Annotated in this window: 17 protein-coding genes; 12 read left to right on the top strand and 5 right to left on the bottom strand. The window is 69.5% G+C overall.

What is annotated here, in order from left to right; genetic code table 11:
- Positions 1 to 162 precede the first annotated feature (162 nt).
- The 8 genes from OG965_RS01455 to OG965_RS01490 all read left to right on the top strand — a co-directional run bounded on the left by OG965_RS01455 (position 163) and on the right by OG965_RS01490 (position 9,838).
- Positions 163 to 615 (top strand): hypothetical protein, encoded by a 453-nt coding sequence (locus OG965_RS01455; protein ID WP_371648243.1) that lies wholly within the window; start codon positions 163 to 165, stop codon positions 613 to 615.
- 39 nt (positions 616 to 654) lie between these two features.
- Positions 655 to 5,076, top strand: coding sequence for a CHAT domain-containing protein (locus OG965_RS01460; protein WP_371648245.1), 4,422 nt, complete (start codon positions 655 to 657; stop codon positions 5,074 to 5,076).
- A 13-nt stretch (positions 5,077 to 5,089) separates the two neighbouring features.
- The gene (locus OG965_RS01465) at positions 5,090 to 5,473 is read left to right on the top strand and encodes a hypothetical protein (RefSeq protein WP_371648247.1); all 384 of its coding nucleotides are present in this window, start codon (positions 5,090 to 5,092) and stop codon (positions 5,471 to 5,473) included.
- Positions 5,470 to 6,366, top strand: coding sequence for a hypothetical protein (locus OG965_RS01470; protein ID WP_371648249.1), 897 nt, complete (start codon positions 5,470 to 5,472; stop codon positions 6,364 to 6,366). The genes OG965_RS01465 and OG965_RS01470 overlap by 4 nt, the downstream gene beginning before the upstream one ends.
- Before the next feature lie 418 nt (positions 6,367 to 6,784).
- A complete protein-coding gene (locus OG965_RS01475; RefSeq protein ID WP_371648251.1) occupies positions 6,785 to 7,927 on the top strand; it encodes a hypothetical protein in 1,143 nt (380 codons plus the stop codon).
- 237 nt (positions 7,928 to 8,164) lie between these two features.
- On the top strand, positions 8,165 to 8,623 hold the full coding sequence (locus OG965_RS01480) for a hypothetical protein (protein WP_371648253.1): 459 nt from the start codon (positions 8,165 to 8,167) through the stop codon (positions 8,621 to 8,623).
- A 215-nt stretch (positions 8,624 to 8,838) separates the two neighbouring features.
- Positions 8,839 to 9,231 (top strand): hypothetical protein, encoded by a 393-nt coding sequence (locus OG965_RS01485; protein ID WP_371648256.1) that lies wholly within the window; start codon positions 8,839 to 8,841, stop codon positions 9,229 to 9,231.
- Between the two features lie 235 nt (positions 9,232 to 9,466).
- Complete coding sequence (locus OG965_RS01490) at positions 9,467 to 9,838, top strand: GNAT family N-acetyltransferase (RefSeq protein WP_371648258.1); 372 nt, start codon at positions 9,467 to 9,469, stop codon at positions 9,836 to 9,838.
- Positions 9,839 to 10,424: 586 nt separating this feature from the next.
- Here OG965_RS01490 and OG965_RS01495 read toward each other — a convergent pair.
- Together OG965_RS01495 and OG965_RS01500 are read right to left on the bottom strand one after the other, a co-directional pair.
- Positions 10,425 to 11,558 carry a methyltransferase domain-containing protein gene (locus OG965_RS01495; protein WP_371648260.1) on the bottom strand — a complete coding sequence of 378 codons (1,134 nt, stop codon included), beginning with the start codon at positions 11,556 to 11,558 and terminating at the stop codon, positions 10,425 to 10,427.
- 21 nt (positions 11,559 to 11,579) lie between these two features.
- Positions 11,580 to 12,494, bottom strand: a complete 915-nt coding sequence (locus tag OG965_RS01500) for a radical SAM protein (protein WP_371648262.1) — start codon at positions 12,492 to 12,494, stop codon at positions 11,580 to 11,582.
- A 41-nt stretch (positions 12,495 to 12,535) separates the two neighbouring features.
- On the opposite strand from OG965_RS01500, the gene OG965_RS01505 reads away from it, so the two are divergent.
- Positions 12,536 to 12,691 carry a hypothetical protein gene (locus OG965_RS01505; RefSeq protein WP_371648264.1) on the top strand — a complete coding sequence of 52 codons (156 nt, stop codon included), beginning with the start codon at positions 12,536 to 12,538 and terminating at the stop codon, positions 12,689 to 12,691.
- Between the two features lie 215 nt (positions 12,692 to 12,906).
- Here the strand turns inward: OG965_RS01505 and OG965_RS01510 are convergent, their stop codons facing one another.
- Positions 12,907 to 14,106: a M20 family metallopeptidase gene (locus tag OG965_RS01510; protein WP_371648266.1), complete on the bottom strand. Its 1,200-nt coding sequence runs from the start codon at positions 14,104 to 14,106 to the stop codon at positions 12,907 to 12,909.
- Positions 14,103 to 14,846: an XRE family transcriptional regulator gene (locus OG965_RS01515; RefSeq protein ID WP_371648268.1), complete on the bottom strand. Its 744-nt coding sequence runs from the start codon at positions 14,844 to 14,846 to the stop codon at positions 14,103 to 14,105. The genes OG965_RS01510 and OG965_RS01515 overlap by 4 nt, the downstream gene beginning before the upstream one ends.
- Positions 14,847 to 15,493: 647 nt before the next feature.
- Between OG965_RS01515 and OG965_RS01520 the strand changes: the two genes are divergently transcribed.
- From OG965_RS01520 to OG965_RS01530, 3 genes are all read left to right on the top strand, one after another.
- Positions 15,494 to 15,976 (top strand): nitroreductase family deazaflavin-dependent oxidoreductase, encoded by a 483-nt coding sequence (locus OG965_RS01520; protein ID WP_371656815.1) that lies wholly within the window; start codon positions 15,494 to 15,496, stop codon positions 15,974 to 15,976.
- Positions 15,977 to 17,010: 1,034 nt separating this feature from the next.
- Positions 17,011 to 17,826: a helicase associated domain-containing protein gene (locus OG965_RS01525; protein ID WP_371648270.1), complete on the top strand. Its 816-nt coding sequence runs from the start codon at positions 17,011 to 17,013 to the stop codon at positions 17,824 to 17,826.
- Positions 17,823 to 18,017, top strand: a complete 195-nt coding sequence (locus tag OG965_RS01530; protein WP_371656816.1) for a hypothetical protein — start codon at positions 17,823 to 17,825, stop codon at positions 18,015 to 18,017. Before OG965_RS01525 ends, OG965_RS01530 begins: the two co-directional genes overlap by 4 nt.
- 89 nt (positions 18,018 to 18,106) lie before the next feature.
- Here OG965_RS01530 and OG965_RS01535 read toward each other — a convergent pair whose 3' ends face one another.
- Positions 18,107 to 18,541: a hypothetical protein gene (locus OG965_RS01535; RefSeq protein ID WP_371648272.1), complete on the bottom strand. Its 435-nt coding sequence runs from the start codon at positions 18,539 to 18,541 to the stop codon at positions 18,107 to 18,109.
- Positions 18,542 to 19,075 lie beyond the last annotated feature (534 nt).

The raw sequence follows: 19,075 nt of genomic DNA on the forward strand, positions 1-19,075 counted from the left end.
CGTCAACTGCGCGCCGAGAAGTGGACGTTGTTGGGCCTTCACCACACGATTTCAAGTCATTCACGCGACGATCACTTGATCTTCACATGGCATGTGCAATATCACATGTCATGTGAGCCCATCGGGATCGCCCGACGGCCCCTCCTTCCAAGGAGATTGACCATGAAGCGTTCGACATTCCTCACTGCCGCAGTCGCAAGCCTGAGCCTCGCCGCCCTCACCCCGGCGATCGCCGTCGCCGCCCCCGCGAGCGCCACCGAGACCGTGGTCTCCTGCGGCAACTCCGGCCTCCAGTCGGCCCTTTCAACCCGCCTGTGCGCCGAAATCACCGGCAACACCGTCACGTTCGTCGGCAAGGTCAGCCTTGCCGGCCCGCCCTCGCCGGGCAGCCCGGCCCCCGCACCGAAGCAGCTCACCACCACCTTCACGGCCACGGTCGACGGCGCCCCGCTGCCGAATGTCACCAAGTTCGCCCTCTTCAACAACACCAACCTGGACGTCCCGGGCCTGAGCGCCAACGCGGCCTGCGGCTCCACCATCCGCGCCACCTTCGGTGTCACCAGCTACCCCTGGGCGGCGCGCCCGGTCTCCCACGAGGTGACCGTCATCTGCTGACCCGCCCCTCCAGCCCGTCAACTCCTGTTTAATCACCTCATGTCCGAGTCGAAGACGTCCGGTCTGGTGGCGTTACGCAGTCGCCACCGAGAGCTCTACTGTGCTCTGCGCGACACCCGGAGTTCCGAGAGCGTCGACGCCGCTGTCGAGTCCGCGGAACAGCTGACGGCACACGGTCAGGCGGGGCCGGAAGACCACTGGAGTGCGGGCCGGACACTCCTTCTGTCCTGGCACGTCTCCCAGGACCGGGGCCTCTTCGAACAAGCCCTCCAAGCATTCCGCCGGGCCGGCGCACAGGCGCTGGACGACGACACGCGCGCGGCGGCGGCTCTGTCGGTGGCAAGGGCTTGGTATGTGCGCATCGGCGTCGACCCCGACACCCTCGACCAGGCGATTGACGAGGTGACAGTTGCCGTACGGTCCGTCGGCGTAGCGCACACCGAGCTCGCGGAGCTGCTCACGGCCCGCTTCGCGCACAGCTTCCGGCCGTCCGACCTGAATGCGGCATTGAGCCTGTACTCACAAGTCGGCAGTCTGCCCGCACCCGTTGCCCTCAAGGTGGCCGCCCTACTCTCGGAGCACTTCGAGTTGACCGGTGACGACGACGGTCTGTACCTGGCCATCGAGTTGACGGCCCAGGTCGTCGTGGGCGACCACGACCCGGAGGACCCGGAACACCCTCAAGCGGCCGGGCTGTTCCTGTACCTGCTGGGCAAGCGTCCCCGGACGAGCGAGGCGGGATCACACACCGCGACGGCACTGCTGCACGTGATCGCCGAGGCGGAGGATCCGCTGGGGGCGCGGCGATTTCTGGTCGGCGCGCTGGAGGCGGTGTTCCAGGCGACCGGATCGGTGGCGGACCTGCGTGCGTTACTGGACGTTCTGGGCAACGGCTTGGCCGAGCCCGACCTCGGTCTCCCGCCGCACGGGATGGCCCTGGCATGGCTCGAACACTCCACGGAACTGCAACAAGAGGGAGCGCTCGGCACCCATGAGCTGGACGGGGTCATCAAGATCCTCGTCCATGCCCTCACCGACCACAACACCCTGCCGTCGGCACTGGACTCACTCACTATCGCACTGGCCCAAGCCGTGGCGGCCTGGAACGAGGTCACCCGGGAGCCTACCGTCGAGCAGTTGGAGCGTGTGCTGACGCTCACCGAGGCAGCGGACGAAGTCCTCGGGGAGGAGCTCAAGTCAGCGCTGATAACCACTACTTCGTTGCTTTACCTGAAGCGGTCGAACAGATCCGGCAGACACGACCATGTCGACGCCACCGTCAGGGCCTACGAGCTTCTGCACGAGCGTCTCGAAGGGCCGGAGCTGATCCCGGTGAAGGTAAGTCTGGCCAACGCCTGCGAGGTCCGGTACGAGAAGCTCGGGGACCCGTCCGATCTCGAACGGTCCATCACCTTGCTGGCGGAGGCTCTGGCCGCGGGCGGCGAGGACGACGGCCCTGTTGCCGCCTCGACTGCTGCATCGCTCGCCAGCAGTCTGCTGCTGCGCTTCAGGAGAGGGCAGGGGCATCCGGAAGCGGACTGGTACCGAGCGGCCGAACTCCTGGAGTCCGCCTTGGCCACCGAGCAGACGTATCCATGGCTGCGCAACGGTCTGGTGTGGGGAGTTGCGGATCTCTTTCTGCACGGTGTGCTGCTTCGCCGCCACCCAGGTCCGGAATGGATACCGCGGCTCCACGGCCTGTTCAACAAGGCCGTGCCCCTGGCCGACACCGATGGCCTGGTGTCGGAACTCGCACGGGCCTCGACTGCGCTGACAGGCCATTTCACCAGGGGCTTCTCCGGGAGCGCCCGGCGCCACGGCGGCATCGAACCGCCGGAAGCCGCCGTGGCCGACTGCCTGGCAGGTATGAAGCGCGCTCTGGCAGCGGGCGACGCCACGTTGTTCCGCGAGTGCGACGAGGAACTGCGGCAGACATTCGTCCGTGCCTCCACGGACGAGTACGAGCTGAGTCGATGGGCGACCACCTACGAATCCCGTTACACCACCGCGAAGTCGGTAGACGATCTGTGGTGCGCCATCGCAGCCCTGCGGTCCTGCCCACGCGGAACGATCAACATGACCACGTTGGCCCACCTGTTGACGGACAGCTACTCGATCACCGGGCTCGTGGCGTACCTCGATGAGGCCATCGAATTGATCAGCGAGCAGCTCTGTGGCACTCCCGGTCACGCGCAGCGCCACGGTCTGTTGAACGATCTCTCCGGGGCCCGCTGGCTTCGCTTCGAGCACACGGGACGTGCCGCCGATTTGGATGCCTCGGTGAAGTCCATGCGGTCCGTGCTGGAGATCACCCCGGAGGAGTCGGACAGCCGAGCCCTCTATCTGAGCAATCTGGCGGGGAAACTGGACACCCGTTTCGTCGCACTGGGCAGCCGCCAGGACCTGGACGAGATCATCACGCTCTGCACCGAGGCCGCACGGCTGGCGGGAGCCGAAAACCCCGAGGTCCGCTCTGTGGCCCTGAACGGGCTGGGCGGCGCATACCGTCGCCGCTACCAGCTCGACGGGAACACCGACGACATGCGGCTGGCCATCGACACCCTCAGCACCGCCTTGGCCGGACTCGACGCGGACGACCCGGCTCGCCCCAGGGCGCTCACCAATCTGGCGGCCTGCACACTGATCTGCGGGGTGCGTGAGCCCGAGGTGAACACGGATCTGGACGAGGTCGTACGCATGCTGCGTACCGCGATCGCCGCGACCGGCGCGCTGGACCCGGTCCGCACCGGCCGACTCTTCATGCTCACCCAAGCGTTGCTTGTCAGAAGCAGCAAGACCGGACACGCGGGCGACCGGGAAGAGGCACTGACCATCCTGCGCGGGCTGGTACCCGGGAACCAGGCAACGCATCCGAACCAGATCGATCCCGCCGAAGCACTGGCCCTCGAACTCCGCTCCGAAGACCCGCAAGCGGCCCGTCAGCTCAGTCGCGGGACCGCCCGAGCCGTGTTCGCCCGCGCTCCCATCAGGATTCAGGCCGCCCTGAGGTGGGCGGTCCTGAGTGCCGTCGCGGGTGACGAGGAAGACGCGCTCACCGCCTGGCAGACGGTCCTCGACCTGTTCGACGTGGCCGCCTGGCGCGGAAAGCCCAGGCACGATCAGGAGGAATCCCTGGCCGAGCACCAGGGGGTGGCGAGCAGCGCCGCGGCGTATGCCATCTCCGTGGGCCGGCCGGCCCACGCGGTGGAGTTGCTGGAGCGCGGCAGATCCGTGCTGTGGAATCAGGTCCTCGAACGGCGGGCAGACGTGCCGGGCTCGCTCAACGAGCGACTGCACACGATCGCCGAGAGCCTCCAGCACGGCGGCAGCGTCGATCAACTGGTGCGGCTGGGCCGGGAATGGGACCGGCTCAAGGCCGAGGCGGCTGCCGAGTACGGGGAGTGGAACCCGTTCGCCGCCCCCACCTACGAGACGTTGCGGCGCGGTGCGGGTGACGGCACCGTGGTCGTCAACGTGGCCCCGCTGCGCTGCGACGCGCTGGTCATGGCCGACGGCGCACCCCGGGTCGTCGAGTTGCCCGGTCTCGATTTCGCCGAGACGGCACGTCAGGCCGCCGCGTTCCTGCAGGCCGTCCACGCCCCCGGTGCGGGAGTCGGTGGCCACATCACCGCCCAGCAAACCGCCCGGGGAGTGCTGGACTGGCTGTGGCGCGCGGTCGTCGCCCCGGTCCTCGACGCCCTGGGCGACATCAAGCGGATCCGCTGGTGCCCGACCGGGATGCTGTCGCTGCTGCCGTTGCACGCGGCGACCGATGCGACCACGGGGGCGAGCGCCCTCGACCGGGTGGTGTCCTCGTACACCCCCACACTTCGCGCCATGGCCTCCGCAACACCACCCCACGATGCCGGTAGGCCCGTGGAGCGGCTGCTTACAGTGGGCGTGGCGGACTATCTGGACCACCCTCCCCTGGCCAGCGTGGACCGGGAGACCGAAGCGGTGCGCCGGTTACTGCCCCACGCCCAGCACACCTCCCTCATCAATGCCAGAGCCACCGTGCAGGCGGTCCGTGCGGAGCTGCCCGGCAGCCCGTGCGTGCACTTCGCCTGCCACGGCATCCAGGACTTCGGCTCTCCGTCCAACGGGGGTGTCGTGCTGGCCGACGGCACGCTGTCCATCCTCGACATCGCGCGGCTGCGCATCGAGAACGCCGAACTCGCCTACCTGTCCGCGTGCCAGACCGCGACGGGTGGCACGCGGCTGCCCGACGAGTCCCTGCATCTGGCGGCGGCACTGCACCTGGCCGGCTTCCGCCAGGTGGTGGGAACGCTGTGGCCGATACGGGACACGCTCGCCGCCGACGTCGCCGAGGACTTCTACTCGGCAATCGGAGCGAAAGGGCTGGACGGCGCGGCGGAGGCGATCGCCGGGGCGACCCGGAGGCTGCGCGATCGCTATCCTCTGGAGCCGCTGCTGTGGGCGGGCTTCGTCCACATGGGTTGACGGGAGGGCCGCGTTGTCGACGGACGACTACTTCGCACTGCTGGTCACACCGGGCGCGACCGCCACGGTGCTGGAACTGCCCGAGCAGACGCGGGCCGCCACGGCGGCCGAGGTGGTGGAGCAGCTGTTCGCTGTGGAGGCATCGCTGAACGAGGTGACGCTGCGCGTCGGATGCCGCGAGTACGGGATCGTCACCCGGGCCCGGCTGGCCGAACTCCGGGGACACGCGCCACGGCAGGTGGGTGACGGCGACCACGGCCGACTACCCGGCCCCGGCACCTTCGTCCTGCTGAGGTTCGGCTGCACGGCCTGCGGCAAGGAAGAACTGCGAGTGCATGTGGACGAGGGGCGGCTGCCGCGCTGCTCGGAGCACGGTGAGATGAGGCGCGAGGCGTGACAGAGCTGCCCCTGCAGCTGGGTCTGAGGTTCTTCCTGGTCAATGTGGTGCCGACGGCGGCTGCCATGGCGTTTGTGCTGGTTCTGATCCGGGCCGGGGCGCCCGGTGACCATCTCGTCTTCGCCGACGCGTGGCACAGCGCGGCCCGTCTGTCCCTCGGCAGGACAGCGCTGCTGGGACTGGCTGTGCTCGTGGCGGCAGTGGCACTGCACCCCCTGCAAGTGGCCCTTGTCCGCCTGTACGAGGGCTACTGGCCGCGGCTGCTGCGCGGGCCGGCCCGGCTGCTGTCCGGGCGGCAGCGGCACCACATGGGCAGGGTAGCCGAGAAGGTGTCCCGGGCGCTGTCCGCGCAGGACGCGCAGGCCGCGGGGGAAGCGGGCGAGGTGCTGCGCTCGTCGTTCCCAGATCGTCGGGCCGTCTTGCCGACTCGCCTGGGCAACACCCTCGCCGCCACGGAAGAGCGGGCGGGTGCGGTGTACGGCTGGGACGCGGCGGTTGCCTGGCCGCGCCTGTACCCGGTACTCGGCGATGCCTGCCGGCAGCAGGTGGACGACCACCGCAACTCGCTGGACTCCGGGGTCCGGCTGGCCGCCACCGGTACCCTGCTGACCCCCGCGACGGTGTGGCTGCTCTGGGGCTCTGGCTGGTGGCTGCTGCTGGCCATGGCTCCCTCCGCCCTCGCCTGGATCTCCTACCGGGGCGCGGTGCAGGCGGCCCTCGGCTATGGCCAGGCCGTCACCGCGGCGTTCGATCTGCACCGCTTCGACCTGCTGACCGCGCTGCACCTCCCGCTGCCGGCCGACCGGGACGCGGAACGCGCCCTGGCGACGGAACTGTGCACCATGTGGCGCCAGGGGGCGCCGGTGGCCTTGCGCTACGACCATGCGCTCTGAGCGTGCCGGGCCACTACGTGTCCGCTCCGCTCAGCCTTCCCTTCAGAGGAACGGCCGCGCCCAACCGTTATGGGGCACCGAGCCCTTCCCGGCCAGACCCCGAACGGCCTCAGGGGCGCCATGGCGGGGCGGGGGCGTTCCACTCCGGAGCACCTTCGTCATCGGGGTTCCTAAGAGTGTGTTGCGCTTCAGGTACCGGGCTGGTCCTCAAGTCCATGGCAAGGCTGGCGAGTTGCTCACGGACTACGTGCGGGCAGGGTTCAATGGGGGCGCACGGTTCTGTCGGAGCCCCCTGGCGGGGCAGGCCGAGAGGTGGAGCAATGGCAGGAAAGCACGGTGGGGAGACGGACGACAAGCCGTGGACGCCGCCACCAGAGCCGCCGAGTCCTGATGGCTCCCGTCCGCAGAAGTAGGCCCGGTGGGCTATCGCGCCGTATGCCGACGCGCCCTGGAGGCGAAGGCGTGCTTCCGTGCCCCCTGGCTGCGGGAGGCGTTCGACACTGTGGACCGGGAGCTGTTCGTCCCCGCGCGGGCCTGGGCGCCCGAACGGGACGAGCACGGGCGCTGGCGGTTCCTCGACCGTGATGTGGACGAGGATGCGTGGCGCCGGGCGGTGTGGGACTCCCATCAGTCGGTGATCACGCAGCTTGACGACGGCCGTACCGGGCCGGTCGGGCCTGCCGACGGCGACTTCACATCCTCGGTGTCCGCCCTCGACATCGTGTGCACCAAGCTGGAGCAGCTCGGCCTGGATGCCGGTCATCGGGTCCTGGACATTGGCTATGCCTCCGGCTACCACACCGCGCTCCTGTGCGAGCGCACCGGCAGCGAGCGGACCGTCGGGATCGAGGTCGACCCTCAGCTCGCGGCGTGGGGTGCATCGAACCTGAAGAGGGCTGGGTATGCGCCGGTGCTGGTGTGCGGGGACGGCATGGCCGGTGTGCCGCAGCATGCTCCGTACGACCGGATTATCAGCACCGCCGCGGTACGGACCGTCCCGTGGGCGTGGGTGCGCCAGTTGGCGCCCGGCGGGTCGATCGTCACGCCGTTCGGCACCGCGTACGCGAACTCCGGGCTGCTACGGCTGACGATGCGCGGCGAGAAGGCACGTGGCCGCTTCGCCGGGAGCGCGGCGTACATGTGGATCCGCGGCGAGCGGCCCACCCGTGCGTTGAACGTGCCCGAGGAGTCCACCGCCCGCTCCTCCCCACTCGACCCGGCCGAGGTCCTGGAAGCCGGCTGGGAGCAGGACTTCGTGATCGGACTGCACACTGCGGATGTCGCGTTCTCCCACCGGGGCGACGGCGCCGACCGCCGCGTCCAGTTCGTCGACCAGGCCGGCACGTCCGCGACCATCGTGCGCTACCGCGACTGGTGGCAGGCCGACGCCGTCAAATCCTGGGGTCCCAGAGACCTGTGGGATGAAGTCGTGGCGGCATTCACCTGGTACGCGACACAAGGCCGCCCCGCGGTCACGGAATTCGGCCTGACCGTGGACTCCTCAGGACAACACGCCTGGTACGGCAACACAGGCCATCCCCTGAACACCGACCACGCATAAGGACTGTCCCGATCGGCTGGCACCCGGCCTCAACAATCCTGGGCCTGGGCGGCTGGGTTGCCCCGGACAAGGGCGACGAGGGCTGCGCAAGCAGGGCGTCGCGGAGGGCGTCCCTGGCGCCAGGGGATCCGCGTGAGGGCCGCACCAAGCCCGCTGCCGATGCCCACGGCCAGGGCACTGATGCCGCCCAAAGCCCCCCGCCCAGAACCCGAACCCGCTCCTCGCGAAACGCCTTCCATGGCGTTGGTCTGCGCCCGCATCAGCGAAGTCCAAGAGCGGCTCGAAGGCCTGATCCCACGGCTGGAACGCATCCTGGACGCGCAACCGGCAACGGCCGTTGCGGCGGAGGAGGGCGGGGATCCCGTCGCTGAGATGCGGGCCGCGCTGCGTGTGATGGGCGGGCCCGCTCTGGAGGCAGTCGAGGACCACTTCTTGCGGTACGTCCTGGCGAGTGCGCCGGCGCCGCCCGGGCTGCGAGGGGAGGCAAACGTGTGGGGGTGGGATGACGCGGAGGTGCGCGGCCGTCTCGCCTCCCACGTCGCGGCGGAGCTGGTGGGACGGCGCTGGCCGAAGGAGACGGGCGGTGCGGCTGTGGAAGCCTTTCTCGGTGAGCTTCTGGCCGCCCACCGTGCGTGGTGCGACCGCCGCCCCGGCATCCGTGGAGCCCCCGCGCACAAAGGCAGCGCCGGGTCCTGAAGTCGCCCGTGCGACAGCCTGTACCCGCAGGTTTGGCCATGGCCAGGCAGCGGGATCCGTCGCGGCAGCGCGCCCGATGCTGCGGCGCTGATGCTGGCTACGGCTGTCTCCTGTCCGCAGCGCCGTACCTGTGCGCCAACCGGGCTTGTGGTACTTGGAGTTACGGTTGGGGAAGTGCCCGGTCGGCGCGGCCGCGGGAGATCCTGGAGGAGCGGATGGGGACGCATGAGCAGGGGTTGTCGGTTACCCGGATCGAGTTGACGGGGGTGCCGCAGGCCGTGGATCGCCTGATGGCCGCCCTGAGCGCCCATGGCGAGATCATCTATGACTCGCGGTCTGATCTGGATGCCCGTGGCGAGGTGCACTGCATCGCGGAAGCGGTACTGCCCGGCGAGGATGCTGTGCCAGGGGCGCAGGGTGCCACCACGGTGACGGTGCAGGCGGTCCTCGACATCGATCGGGCCGCCGGCCCCAGCCTGCTGGCCGCCGCAGGGCGCGGGCAGTTGGAAGCCGACGTGGCCGCCCGCCTGGAGGGGCTGTCGCACAGCTCCGGGCCGGCACGGACGCGGGTGGTGTCCGTACGACCCTCCCGCGCCCCTCAGGACTAAGCCGTGGCAGGTTCCCGGCTCGCGGGGCAGTCGCCGTGGCTGGCAGCTCGCCAAGGCGACCAGGAGCACCACCGGCCAGGGCAGCAGGTGATGACGGCCGCGAGGGGATGCCGGCTCGGCCGTTACGTTCCCTCGTCGCTCCCGTGGCTCTGCACGGCGCGGTCCCGCCTGCCGTGACGGGCCGCGCGGCCCCTCTGGGCCTGTGCGTTGGCCGCATAGTACGCGGAGGCAGGTCATGGACGAGGCGGGGGCGCAGGCGCGGCTGGACGGTTCGGGGCTGTCGCTCTGGCTGACCGACTGGAAGATCACTGCGGGCACCTGGCGGAATCGGCGCGTGATCGCGCTGGACGGTGGCCGGTTCGCGGCGGGGAACCTGGACTTCGAAATGCACCCCAGCGGGCGGGCGTTGACTGTGTCCATGGTGACTGTCGATCCCGGCTACGAGCGCCGGGGCATAGCCTCGGTCCTCATGGACGCCCTCTACGCGGCCTACCCGAGGGCGTGGATCAACCATGGAGGGCGCACCGCTGAGGGGGCGCTGTGGTGGAACGGCTACCGCGATCCCGGGCCGCATCGCAACATCCATAACCGTGCCCCGGCCGAGTAGGCCGAGTACTTCGATGCCCGCCAGGTCGGCGCCAACAAGGCCCGTCGCTCAGCTCGCGCGCGTGGTGGGCTTGGATCTGCTCGGTGATGACGTAGCCGGCGGTCGCTCCGATGATGGCGGGGACCATGCCCCAGCCGATCAGGAACCCGTTGAGCACGTACAAGGCACTGCATACTCCCAGCACGATGGCGCCCCGGCTGAGCAGCCAGTAGCCGAACCGGGGCAGGGCGTGTCGGTCGGCCCAGCGTGCCCGCAGCCGCTGCCATCGGCCCGGTGGCGGGGGCCCGCCGGGTGAGGGCGCAGGTGCGGAGGACACCTTGCCCACGGTAGGGGGCGGATCGCCTCCCGAGCAGGTGAACGGCGGCTTTGGTCGAACCCCGGCTCCTTGAGTTTCAGTGCATCCTCGAAGTGGGTGCTCGCTCTTTGCGGGGACGGCCCAGCCCGGCAAGGTCCCGGGCGGAGACCGCGCGGGCACCAGCGTGCTGGGCGTGGCGGCGGCCCCCGGAAGGTGCGGCGGGTATCGGCGCACTGGGCTGGTCCGCGTTGGACATCTTCCCCCCCCGGGGGGCCGTCGAGCGGCACGCGGTCAGCGGATGGTGGCGGTCCACTGGCCGCGCTTGAGGCGGATGGTGCCGTCCGGGGCGATCCTGGCCCTCGCTCCGTACACCGGCAGACCGCCCTCGCGGTTGAGCCGGTGGCGGATGCGTTCCAGCTCGTCCCACAGGGGGCGGGGGCCGCCCTGGTGAACCTCGGGCGAGTCGAGGTAGCCGTCGGCGGTGGCGCGAGCCCATGAGCCGTCAGGGTGCAGGAGCCATACGGTGCGCGTCTTGTCGTCCTGGTCCCAGCGGTATTCGATGCCAGGGACGGCCAGTTCCATCATCGACCACACCTCCCAGGCGTCCGGGACGTACAGCAGTGGGTAGCGGCTGGTGGTGACGCTCTCGCCCTGGGCATCCTGGACGTGCCGGAACAGCTCGTCCGTGGCGTCGTCGGCGTAGTCGTCGCCGTGCCGGGTCTGCATGAACGCCGCTTTTTCCTCAGAAATGAACCCGGCGGCACCGCCGTCCTCGGTCTTGTCGGCCACCAGGAGCAGACCGGTTTTGGCGATCGTCGTCACCAGTCGCCCCCCGGGGCGCAGTGCGGCCAGCCAGGACGGCGGGATGCGCTGCACGGAGACGGTGGAGACGATGCGGTCGTAGCGGCCGGGCAGTTCCCCGGTGAGGTCGCAGACGGCCAGGTGCGGGTGCAAGCCGATCGATTTGAGGCGCTCCTGGGCGGCCGTCACGAGGTAGGGGTCGACGTCGACGCTCGTGACCTGCGTATCGCCGAGGCGCCGGCAGGCCAGGGCGGTGCCGTAGCCGCTGCCGCAGGTCACCAGGATGTCGCTGTCGTCGGTGATCATCGCGTGCCGGTACATCATGACGACCAGCGTGGGCAGCGTGGAGGAACTGGTGGCCCTGCCTGGGGTGACGGTGCCCGGTTCGTTGGTGTCGGCGTGCAGCGGCCCGAGGCGGGTTACGAGGGTGTCGTCGCTGTAGGCCGTGCGCAACCACGTTTCGGTGTCGGCGATGCCGTCCCGCACGATGCGCCCCTCCTTGACCCGCTCCCACCAGCACGGCACGAACAGATGCCGGGGTGTGGTGGCGATCGGCTGGTACCAGCGGGAGGAGGGATGAACGGTGTCGGCCGCGAGACGCCGGGCGTGGGTTTCCCAGTCCATAGTGGGTGCGCTCCTGTTCGATCAGTCTTCCGCCGGTCCGCAGGTTCCGCCGGATGAGGGCTTGCAGGTGTCGTTGTTCGGCGAGCAGTCCGGACCGCAGGGCGCCACCCCCGGCGAGGGCATGCACGAGTCTTCGTCGGGGGTGCAGCCGCGTCCCCTGCGCGGCGGGATCATCGCTTTGATCTGGGACCATTTCTCCCCGGCGAAAATCGCGGCCAGGCCCTCATCCTGCACCTGTCCGGCGGGCAGAAAACGCCCCAGGACGCACGGCGTTACCGAACCGTCCGGCATCACCGCAGCCGTGTTCCGGGCGCAGTTGCCGCACAGCTGCGACACGGACGGCGCTCCGCTGCCCCGGGCCGCGTTGCCGACGCCCCGGACGCGGTCGATGTGCACATCGGTGATGCCGAGCGTCGCGAGGTCCGCGCGGGCCTGTTCGACGCGCTGGCCGGCCAGAACATCAACGATGCCCACCCGCAGGGGGATGCCCCGGCGGTGGGCTTCGATGATGTTGGCGCGGATCGCCGTGTGGCTGCCTGCGCGGCCGGTAACGGCGTCGTGCCCGTCGTCGGTGTCAGCGTAGTAGGACGACGCCAGGCTCACCCCGGGCCGCGTGAACAGGCTCCAGTGCGCGAGGCGGACCTTGTAGAGGTTGCTGTAGACCTCCACGCCGAGATCCAGGCCCAGGGCGTGCTCGACGAGCTCGGCGAAGGCGGGGTGCAGGGTCGGTTCGCCCCCGATCACCTGGACCTTCTTCACGCCAATGGCGGCAGCCTCGCTGATCACCCGCTTCCAGTCCTCGCCGGACATGGTGCCGTGACCCTGGGTCGGCCCGGCCTCGGCGTAGCAGTGCGAGCCGCAGGTGAGCTGGCAGCGCTGGGTGATCTCCAGCTCAAGGAAGCTGGGTGTTGCGGGCGCCTCGGGTGCGATGGTCATGATCAGTTCCCTTCGGTTGATGCTGCAACGCTGCCCTTCCCGTGCTCCCCCGGCCGGGCTTCCCTGCCCGGCCGGTCGGCCCGTCCCGCTCGTGGCGCCTGAGCCGTTGGGCGTTGCGGTTGCTGCTGCTGCTGCTGCTGCTGCCGAGGGTGGCGCCGGTGACGGTGCCCCGGGTGCTGATGAGGGGCGCGGTGTAGCTGCCGGTCTCGGGCTCGGTGCTGTCCACGGGCTACCGCCACGAGTCGGCCGGCCGGGGTGGTCCGTCGGCCGCACGGGGCGGTGCAGGCTCCCGTGCGGCCGGTTGGACTCCTCTATGACAGCGCGGGGCAACGCGCCGCGACAGATGAGGAGTTGGGGACTTTCTGGTTCACGGGGTAGGACAAAACTGGGTTCCCGCTAGGAAGTGCCGCCGTCAGCCGCCGCTCAGCAGGTCGAGGACAGCTTGGTGGTAGACCGCGTACACCTGCGGAAGTTCGGCGAGGTGGGCGCGCTCGTCGATCCCGTGGAGCCCCACATACGGCACTCCGAAGCCGGCGGTCGCGGGAATGCCTCCTTCTGCGGCGAGGAGGTTGCCGATGTTCGACGGGCCCGCTGTCTTGGTCCGCACGGCGATCCCCAGGGACGTGGCGGCCTGGATCAGCGCGGCGGCAGGCTGCTCATCGTCCTGGAGGCGGAACGGTGGCCAGCAGGCGATCGGCTCGACGCGGGTGGGAGCGGGGCCGGGGAGCTCGGCGTCGAGCTCGTCGACGGCCTTGCGGACCAGGGTCTGGGCATCCTGGGCGTCGAAGGCGGGGGTCGTGCGGATGTCCAGGTTCACCTCGCACCGGTCCGGGGACACGGAGAAGCCCTGCCCGCCGTGGATCGCGGTGACGGACAGCTTCGGCGCCAGCGGGAATCCCGAGCCGTCGTTTGGAGGGCCGGGCAGGTCGGCGGAGTCGAGGAGCTGGACCAGGCGGGCGGCGCGGGAGACGGCGCCGAGCACGCTGCGGCTGGATCCCGAGTGCCCGGACGGCGCGTAGACGGTGATCGTGGCCCGCCACAGGCCACGGCCGCCGACGACGACCTCGTCCATGCCCGGGTAGCCGATCATCACGCCGGCGGGCCGGGCTGCCTCGGGGTCGGCCAGGTAGGCGCGGGCGCCCCCAAAGTCCCCCGTGTGCTCGTCGACGTCAAGCAGAACGGCCAGGCCACCGTGGAGCGATGCGGCGCAGGCGTGAACGTCCGCGGCGATGTGCACGAAGACCGAAGCCGCCAGCTTCGAGTCGGCCGCTCCCCTACCCCGCAGCCACCCCGACTCCACGTCGCCGACCGTGGGCGGGAACGACCAGGCGCTCTCGTCACCGAAGGAAGCGGTGTCCACGCAGGCATCCAGCGTCCACCACGAGCCGGGCCGCCCACCCTCGATCTCCACCAGCAGGCCCACGAGTTGACCCTGCTCATCGTGCAGTCGCCGGTGCGGCAGCGCCCGACCGGACAGCCAGCCCTCCACAACCCCGAGCACGGGTGCGTAGTCGTCGATCCCGCCGCGGCTTGGCCGACGGATCAGTTCCTGGGCCAGTTCGATGACGGATGCCGATCGCTGGGCGGCCCGCGCCACCAGGTCTTCGCTCACGTGTCTCCTCGCCATGACGTTCCGCCGAGCCCAACGGGCAGGGCGTGAACGGCCTCCAACGTCTCCACCGGCCGTGCGGACGCACACGCCTCCCGGCCATGCTGCACCAGTCCGACGGCGGCTTCGCGGCCCAGCAGAATTCCGCAGTCGAAGCCCTCCGCGCCATGAAAAGAGGGCAAAGGGACGACGGCCGCGCTCCCCGAGGCCACGAAGTACCGCTCCATCGCCTGCAGCGGCTCCACGATCCCGATGTGCAGGGTCTTGACCCCGTTGCGCCGCTCGCCTGGATCACGAAGTTCCAGAAGCCGCACCAGATGATCCGACAGCGCCAGATGACGCGGCGGACCGTACAGAATCCGGTAGTGCACAAGATCAGGGCGCTGGGCCACCGCCGTCTCGATCGCGGCCAGATACGTCTTCTCTCGACTGCGTGAGCCGGTGACGACCAGATGCTCCTGCGCTCCAGCGACCACCTCGATCATGGCCTCGACGAGGTCCCTGTACCGGGTGAGCACCCGCACCACCACACCTGTGCCGGCGGCCTCCAGGTCGCTCGCACTGTCGGTCCCGTCCTGATGCGCGAAGAGGATCTCAGCGCGCTCGCGGTAGACCTGGCTCAGGCCACGGCGGTTGCGCGCACCCGTGCGCTTGCGCCCCGCCTCCCAGGCACTGATCGCACTGCCGTCCGTCGAACCGCCGGTGATCGCATTGAGCTCATCGGCAGCTTCCTCCTGCGTCAAGTTCCTTGCCAGGCGGGCGCGTTTGAGTGGCGAGTCCCCGCGCGTGGATCCGGTCACCGCTACCCCCAGGAGGTGATGGGCCCATCCGCGCCTTGCGACCGCGCCGACCCGCGATCTAGTTGTCCCCTGACACACCAGCTTCAGCGGCGCGACCCGCGGAGCCCTCGGCTCCAAGCCTGTGACCAGCAGAGGTAGTCCACCACGTACGCCCGGTGCTTCGACCATGGGACACTCCACCGCTGCGTCGCGCAAGAAGACGCGTTCTGCCACCACGGCAAAGCATCACATCCGAAGGCCGACAGCCGCGGCAACAGGCTTACCAGACAAGATCATTCCTCTGGCGCGGCGTATCCCGCCCGGCCCAGCAGGCAGGCGAAGCCGGGTGAACCGTGAACGGGCTCAAGGGGGTTCCCTCTTCACCGGACGGGCACCCCGCCCCGTGCCTCCGGAGCGATTCAGTTCAAGGTGGTAGCCGGGCTCACCGGCCGTGGCCCGGGTGGCGGTGTCGGCCACTGGAAGGCAGCGCCCTGCCCCGGCTCCGGTCTCGACCGTGTCTGGCGGCGGAGCGCGAACGGCCCTCTCGCCTTCGCGCGAGGCTTGTGCTGGACTGTGCACCATGATGCGTGAGCGACGACGGGGTGACCACGATGCCTCTTGAGGGCGAGTACGAGCCGAGTCCGGCGCAGTGGGTGCGTGAGCAGGTCGAGCTGTACGAGAGTTCGGGCGGCGCACAGGGAACGACGCTGTGGGACACGGGCCTGCCCGTCGTCATTGTCACGATGCGCGGGGCGAAGAGCGGCAAGATCCGCAAGGTCCCGTTGATGCGTGTGGAGCACGGGGGGCGGTACGTGGCCGTGGCCTCGAAGGGCGGCTTCCCGCGTCACCCGGTCTGGTACTTCAACCTCATGTCCAACCCGCACGTGGAGCTCCAGGACGGGCCCGAACGCCAGGACATGACGGCCCGTGAGATCACCGGGGACGAGAAGGCCGAGTGGTGGGAGCGCGCGGTCGCCGCGTATCCGCCGTACGGCGAATACCAGGAGAAGGCCGGCCGTGTGATCCCCGTCTTCGTCCTGGAGCCCGCGTCTGCGGGGACGGTCGACGCCCCAGCGCCGTCGACGAGGAACTGAACTCCAGGCCTCACTTCTGAGTTTGCGGTCGGGGTGACGCTGAGTTCGTGCGCCTGTTCGCGATCGATTCCAAAGGTGCGCCAGCACGGGTTTGTTGCCTGCGAGTCCAGCCACGTCCAGCGAGGACCGCTCCAGGAGCCGTAGCTTTCCCGCGGCCGTCCGGTAACGCTCGACGAATGTGCCCTCTCCAGTCTCCATGAGGTCGCACAGGGCAGCTTCGCCGATCCGGGATGAACAAGCGATGAACAGCGAGCGCGCCATGTCGAAGTCAGGCGCGGCCGAACCGCACAGGTGCTGTGACAAGTGGTCTCGGACCTCCCCGGCCGTCTGCGCCCTACGGTGCGACCGGTGTGCTGTCGCCTCGCCGGCTGGCAACCAGATACGAGCCAGACGCAGAGCGGTGTCCAGTGCGGCGCGTGCCGCTTCCGCGGTTTCCTCCTCGTTGCCGCCAGCGCATGCCCACATCGCCCAGTCGCACGCCGCGGCGAACCGAGACTGCAGATCACCTCTGTCGAGATGCGCGCAGATAGTGCGGTAGAGGACGCTGGTTCGTTCGGCCTCTCCGGCAAGAGTCAGTGTCATGGCGGGGGTCCGTAGTTGAGCGGGCAGCCGTTTCGCGCCGGGCGCCACAGCGTACGTATTCTTCGGTGGTCGGGTAGCCCTAGGTGATCGCGCCCTCGGGCTACCCGACCTTCTTCGATGCGGGACTTAGCGATGCGGTTACGGCAGACCCGCTGCCCGTCGAGCGGCATGTCAGGTTGTTGGCCATCTACCAAGCGGTCACGATGATGAGGATCCGCCGGAGCCCTCGTGTAGTTCTACGATCCGTGCTGGTCATGGGGCGTGACCGGCAGCGAGCGCCGGTGCTCGCGGCTGGTTGAGATTCCCATCGGGTGGGTACCAGTGTCCAGTTCGGCGTGCACGTGCAGGCTGGCCGGTGCAGGTCACGGCGATGGGCCTGCTCGCAGCCGTTGACGTACATCAGCTGGCCGCACAGCGCGACGGTGGCCTCCAGGGCGGCGCCGGCAAGGCCCATGCGGTCCCAGACCTCCAGGGCACACGGCTGGATTCCGGACCGCCTTGGCGAGCTGTCCGGCGGTCGGCTTCATGCGGGTCTTGCACCACCACGGGCCGATCATCACTCGCTCCCCGTCCACCTCGATCCCTTCCCGGGCCCCGGGCGGGCGGCCGTAGCGCTCGATGAAGGCGCGCAGCAGTTCGGCGCTCTGTGTGAAGGCGCGGCGGCGTGGGGTGCTGGTCTGTGCGGGCGGCTGCTTGGTCGTTCGCCGGCTGTGGTCGGGGGCCGCACCGAGGCGGGTGAGCAGTGTGCGCTGGTCTGGGCAGCCGAACATGGCCACTTCCTCCCGCCGGCCACCGCGGCGTGGCAGGGCTACCCCATCGGGGTGTGGGCCAAAAACCAACGGGCGGCGGGAAGGAAAGCCCTGGTGAACATCGTCTGCCGGGAAGCCGGGATGCCCGTAGACGCGGCCGGTGCGATGCCGCAGACGCGACTGGACGCCCTCGACGACATCGACCCCGGCTGCTGCCCCGCATGGGACACCAACTGGCAACGCAGCTTCCAACTCACCAAAGCCCATGTCGATGCCGGCGAACCGCTGCCCGCCCAGGCAGGCGCCGTCATCGTCCAGGGCGAAGACCTCGGACGATGGGTCACCGCACAACGGCGCGGATGGCACCAGCTCACTGTCGGGCAACAGGTGTTGCTGGAAATCCTCGGACTCGAGCCCGCTGGCCCCAGGATCAGCCCGTCGCTCCCCCCACCCGAGACGACAAATGGGCCCTCAACCTCGCCGCCGCCCGCCAGTACCACGCACGAGAAGGGCATCTGAACGTACCCAGGAAACACGTCGAGCGACTCAAGCGACCAGAAACCGGGGACGGTCCCACCGGGCTCCAGGCAGGCGGTGACAGCCCCGTAGAAGTCAAACTCGGCACCTTCCTCGACAACACACGACGCAGGGCCGCGAAGCTGTCGGTGGAACGGCGAGCAGACCTCAACGCCCTCGACATGCGCTGGTAACGCGGACGTCTTTCTCGCGTACGGGTGTTCAAAGAGCGACGCCGCCTCGGCCGTGTCCAGCGCGGCCGAGGCGCATCAGGAGACCGCGGCTACTTGGCTTCCTCAAACGTCCAGCCACGGTCCCCGTCGGAACCGGACGTCAGCTGGAGGAAGGGCGGGAAGATCGGAATCGGCGCGATTCCGATCGCCAGGGGCTCTCCCCCACCGGCAACAACGATGGTGAAGGTTCCCGGCTGCGCACCTTGGGTGATCTTCCACTCGCAGGGAGGGAAGTCGCTCACCCGCACGCGCACCCTCGTGCCTTCATACGGGGCCGCCGGGGCCCCGTCGTAGCACACGAACGGGCTGGGCCAGATCCTGGAAGACTTAGAGATGGCGTAGTTGTCCTCGCGGGTGCGCCTCACCTCAAACGTCTGCCCTTGATCCTGGGCGGGCAAAAGGGTGACGGCCCCTTCTTCCCCGACGGTCAGGAATTGATCGTTGTTGAATTTGATGTGATAGGTGCCGTCGGGAACGCTTCCCATGGATGACTCCCTCGCCTGATGCGCGCCGCGGCCGCGGCCGGCTCTGGCCGTCAGCCTCCTACAGCCGCAAACGGGCCGACAGAGCGCACCCCGGCCAATGGCCTGAACCGCACCGGACAACGACGGGGGGGAACGGGGCGGTACTGATCACGGATACGGCCGGAGCCCGCCGCATCGGCCAGATCCTCGACGCACGCAAGGAAGCCAAACACTCGTAACACCCCCCAAGCCCCGGTACAGCCTGTGACGGCTGCCACCTGAGCCCCGACGCCGTCGCGGTCGGCAGCGGCGAGTAGGGATGGCGCGCATGGAGCGGGTACCGGAACACGCTCGCCGGGATGCCGAGCCCACCGAGCCAGCCGGCGGTCGGCTCCGCTTCGTGTGCCGTGTGCTCCGCGTACCCGCCGCCGGGGAGCACGATCAAATGGAGTGCCGCAGGCCGGGCCGCGCCGGCGGCTGCGCGGCGGCACCTCATCGATTCGGGCTGGCTCCTCACCACTGAACCTCCGTATGCGTCCGTGGACGGCGTCGCCG

The sequence above is a fragment of the Streptomyces sp. NBC_00224 genome, assembly GCF_041435195.1.
Taxonomy (GTDB): Bacteria; Actinomycetota; Actinomycetes; order Streptomycetales; family Streptomycetaceae; genus Streptomyces.

Coding starts and splice junctions, on each gene's coding strand:
- OG965_RS01455 (WP_371648243.1), top strand. CDS start 163: ATGAAGCGTTCGACATTCCTCACTGCCGCAGTCGCAAGCCTGAGCCTC.
- OG965_RS01460 (WP_371648245.1), top strand. CDS start 655: ATGTCCGAGTCGAAGACGTCCGGTCTGGTGGCGTTACGCAGTCGCCAC.
- OG965_RS01480 (WP_371648253.1), top strand. CDS start 8,165: ATGGCGTTGGTCTGCGCCCGCATCAGCGAAGTCCAAGAGCGGCTCGAA.
- OG965_RS01485 (WP_371648256.1), top strand. CDS start 8,839: ATGGGGACGCATGAGCAGGGGTTGTCGGTTACCCGGATCGAGTTGACG.
- OG965_RS01490 (WP_371648258.1), top strand. CDS start 9,467: ATGGACGAGGCGGGGGCGCAGGCGCGGCTGGACGGTTCGGGGCTGTCG.
- OG965_RS01495 (WP_371648260.1), bottom strand. CDS start 11,558: ATGGACTGGGAAACCCACGCCCGGCGTCTCGCGGCCGACACCGTTCAT.
- OG965_RS01500 (WP_371648262.1), bottom strand. CDS start 12,494: ATGACCATCGCACCCGAGGCGCCCGCAACACCCAGCTTCCTTGAGCTG.
- OG965_RS01520 (WP_371656815.1), top strand. CDS start 15,494: ATGCCTCTTGAGGGCGAGTACGAGCCGAGTCCGGCGCAGTGGGTGCGT.
- OG965_RS01525 (WP_371648270.1), top strand. CDS start 17,011: ATGCGGTCCCAGACCTCCAGGGCACACGGCTGGATTCCGGACCGCCTT.
- OG965_RS01535 (WP_371648272.1), bottom strand. CDS start 18,541: ATGGGAAGCGTTCCCGACGGCACCTATCACATCAAATTCAACAACGAT.